Below are 3561 nucleotides of genomic sequence, written 5' to 3'. Positions count from 1 at the left end.
CGTCACTCACAGTGATGTGACGCTGTGTGGCCGGGGGTGGTGATCATGGGGGCGGTCACCGACGCGATCAACGCCGACATCCACCAGCTCGGAGTCGAGTCCGTCTCGCCCGGCCTCGCCGAACTCGCCACCAGCCTCGCCCGCTCCGTCGACGAAGCCGACGCCCCGACAGCCCGCGCGGTCGTCGCCCGGGAGCTGCGCGCCGTGATGGCCGACCTGCGCAGGCTCGCGCCCGTCCAGTCGGAGGGGGACGCCGTCGATGACATTGCTGAGCAGCGAGCGAAGCGGCGGGCCGCCGCCCGCGAGCAGGCCTCCCACGGCTGACGACGGCGTTTACGGCTGGCAGCAGCCCCCGATCCAGGCCGCGCCTCCATCCGTGTCCACCGCCGGCCAGGAGGCGATCGACCTCGCGGCCAAGGCGGGGCTGCACCTGGACCCGTGGCAGCAGCACGTGCTGCGTGTCGCCATGGGCGAGAGGGCCGACGGCAGTTGGGCGGCCACCGAGATCTGTGTCAACGTGCCTCGCCAGAACGGCAAGGGCGGGGTGATCGAAGCCCGGGTGCTGTGGGGCCTGTTCATCGGTGGCGAGCAGGAGATCCTGCTGTCCGCCCATGAGTTCAAGACCACGACGAACACGATGAAGCGCATCGAGCGTCTCATCCGTGGGTGCCCTGACCTGCTGAAACGCGTGAAGGCGTTCCATAAGACCGTCGGGCGTGAGGGCATCGAGCTGCACGACGACGTCTGGGGCAAGGGCCGGTCGCTGAAGTACATCGCCCGCTCGCGCGGCTCAGGACGTGGCTTCACCTCGGACTGCGTCATCTTCGACGAGTGCATGATCCTCGGCGACGATGCGATGTCCGCGCTGGCGCCCACCACGGACGCCGTCGACAACAGTCAGCTCTGGTACCTGGGCAGCGCCGGCATCGGCGCCCCCTCGCAGCAGATGGGCCGCCTTCGCCGTCGCGCCCTGGCGGCCGTGGAGAGCGGCCAACCCGACCCGGTGCTGGCGTACATGGAGTGGTCGATCAGCCCGCACCTGGACGAATGCCCGAAGGACTGCACGCAGCATGACGCGGTCGACTCGGTGGAGTCGCTGCTGAAGTCCAACCCCGCGGTGGGCTACCGCCTCCAGGTCGAGAAGTCCATGCACCGGAGGCTGACGATGGGCGACGCTCTGTATGCCCGCGAGCGGCTCGGCGTCGGCGACTACCCGTCGGACGGCGCGGACACGTGGCAGGTCATCGGGGAGGACGCCTGGCGGGCCCTGGCGGCGGCCGAGTCGGTGCCCGGCGACCTGGTGGCGTTCGCCATCGACATGACGCCGGAGAGGTCGCACGCCGCGATCGGCGTGGCGGGCGAGTGGCGCGGCGGTACGCACGTCGAAGTCGTCGACCACCGGCCCGGTACGGGCTGGATCCTCGACCGGGCGGCCGACCTGCACGAGCGGTGGAACCCTCGGTGCTGGGTCATCGACGCGGGCGGCCCGGCCGGGTCGCTGATTGCCGGCCTCGAGGAGCGGCTCGGCGTCGAGGTGGTTCAGCCGAAGACGCGTGAGGTCGGTGTGGCGTGCGGCCAGCTCTTCGACGCGGTCGCCGAGCAGACGCTGTCGCACCTGGACCAGGCGCCGCTCGCCGCGGCTCTGGCGGGAGCGCAGCGGCGGCCGCTGGGGGATGCGTGGGCGTGGGCGCGGCGGATCGTCTCGGTGGACATCAGTCCGCTGGTGGCGGTGACGCTGGCGAAGTGGGGGCTCGGCGTGGACGTCGAGGAGCCGGAAGGGGCGCCGAACCTGTGGTGAAGCCGACTGAGCAGCAGGTGCTGCTCGCACTCGAGGTCACGTTCGTGCTGGTCGTCCTGGCGGGCGTGGCGCTGGTGTACGTGCCCGCCGCGCTGATGCTGGGCGGTGCGCTGGGCGTGGTGGTCGTCGAGCGGCAGATGGCCCAGCGTGCGCCCGTACAGCAGCCTGGGAAGGGCGGTGAGAACGGTGAGCCTCTTCGGCCTGTATGAGCGGCGCGGCATGGAAAGCCCGGCGCAGCCGCTGACGTCGGAGGCGGTGGCGGCGTTCCTCGGCGCGGCCCTCAACGAGTCGGGGGTGTCGGTCACCGAACGGTCCTCGCTGCACATGCCGGCCGTGTGGCGGTCGGTCGCGCTGATCGCGGGTGTGTCCTCGGCGCTGCCGCTGCACACCTACGCCGCGGGCACCAAGAACCGTGCGACGTCGGCACTGCTGGCCGACCCGCACCCGGACCTGACCCCGCTGGAGCTGTGGCGGCTGGCGTACACGCACCGGGTGCTGTGGGGTAACGGCTACCAGCAGAAGGTCCGCAACCGCGCGGGCGTCGTCGTGGAACTGCACCCGCTGATGCCGGACCGCGTCAGGGTCGGCAAGGTCAGGCCGGACGAGCTGCTGCCGTCGGGGAAGGTGTTCGAGGTCACCGACGACTGGGGCACGGTGCACGCGCTGACGTCCCGGGAGATCCTGCACATCCCCGGCCTGGGCTACGACGGCGTCACCGGCTGCTCGCCGGTGCGCCTGGCCGCCGAGGGCATCGGCCTGGCGCAGGCCGCCGAGAAGACCGCGGCCCGCCAGTTCGGCAAGGGCAACATCATGTCCGGCGTTCTGCAGACCGAGCAGCGCCTGAAGCCGGACCAGGCGAACGCGCTGAAGCAGCAGTGGCGGGCCAAGATGGGAGGCTGGGCCAACTCGCAGGAGATCGCGGTCCTGGACTCCGGCGCCGCGTTCAAGCCCGTCACCATGCCCTACAAGGATGCGCAGTTCCTTGAGTCGCGTGAGTTCCAGGTCGTCGAGGTCGCCCGGATGTTCGGCGTGCCGCAGTTCCTGCTCATGTCGACGGAGAAATCGACGTCGTGGGGCACGGGTCTGGAACAGCAGGCACAGGGGTGGATCACGTTCGACCTGGCGCCGACGTGGCTCACGCCGACCGAGCAGCGCATCAACAAGGAGCTGCTGCCTGCCAGCCTGTACGCCAAGTACGCCGTGCAGGGCCTGCTGCGCGGCGACTCGACGGCGAGGGCCACGTTCTACCGGGCGATGCGGGATGTGGGCGGGTTCTCCGCCAACGACGTGCGCGGCCTGGAGGACCTGCCCCCGATCGGGCCCGAGGGCGACGTCTACCTGCAGCCGACCTATATGGCGCCGCTCGGCACCAACCCGTTCGCGCCGGAGGAGATCCCGGCGCCCGTACGCGCCGCCGCGCTGCTCGCCGAGGCCCAGCGGCTGCTGGCCCCGGCCGACAAGCCGCGGCAGCTCACACCCGCCCCCGCGCCCGAGGAAGGCCATCATGCTGACGAGGACATCGACTGAGGAGCGCCGCCGCGTGCCGCTGTCCACGGCGGGCCTCGCCATCCGCGCCGGCGGTGACGGCGGCGCCGAGCGGTTCGCCGGCTACGCCGCGGTGTTCAACTCGCGGACGGCCATCGGCAACCCGCTCAGGTGGGGGTTCTACGAGGAGGTCGCCGTCGGCGCCTTCACGAAAACGATCAGCGAGGGCGACGCGCGCATGCTGATCGACCACGACTCCTACTACGTCGTCTCCCGTG

5 protein-coding genes are annotated in these 3561 nt (G+C 71.1%); all 5 read left to right on the top strand.

What is annotated here, in order from left to right; translation table 11 throughout:
* Positions 1–45 precede the first annotated feature (45 nt).
* Positions 46–324, top strand: a complete 279-nt coding sequence (locus ACFYWL_RS30860; RefSeq protein WP_386980246.1) for a hypothetical protein — start codon at positions 46–48, stop codon at positions 322–324.
* A 52-nt stretch (positions 325–376) separates the two neighbouring features.
* Positions 377–1798, top strand: a complete 1422-nt coding sequence (locus ACFYWL_RS30855) for a hypothetical protein (RefSeq protein ID WP_386980243.1) — start codon at positions 377–379, stop codon at positions 1796–1798.
* Complete coding sequence (locus ACFYWL_RS30850) at positions 1792–2007, top strand: hypothetical protein (RefSeq protein WP_386980240.1); 216 nt, start codon at positions 1792–1794, stop codon at positions 2005–2007. The genes ACFYWL_RS30855 and ACFYWL_RS30850 overlap by 7 nt, the downstream gene beginning before the upstream one ends.
* Positions 1976–3325, top strand: a complete 1350-nt coding sequence (locus tag ACFYWL_RS30845; protein ID WP_386980237.1) for a phage portal protein — start codon at positions 1976–1978, stop codon at positions 3323–3325. Before ACFYWL_RS30850 ends, ACFYWL_RS30845 begins: the two co-directional genes overlap by 32 nt.
* Before the next feature lie 13 nt (positions 3326–3338).
* The coding region (locus ACFYWL_RS30840; protein ID WP_386980234.1) for an HK97 family phage prohead protease at positions 3339–3561 on the top strand (223 nt) is incomplete at its 3' end.

Source organism: Micromonospora sp. NPDC002575 (genome assembly GCF_042889525.1).
Taxonomy (GTDB): domain Bacteria; phylum Actinomycetota; class Actinomycetes; order Mycobacteriales; family Micromonosporaceae; genus Micromonospora; species Micromonospora carbonacea.
The sequence above is the reverse complement of the archived record's forward strand: the minus strand, read 5'-3'. Positions and strand labels throughout refer to the sequence as shown.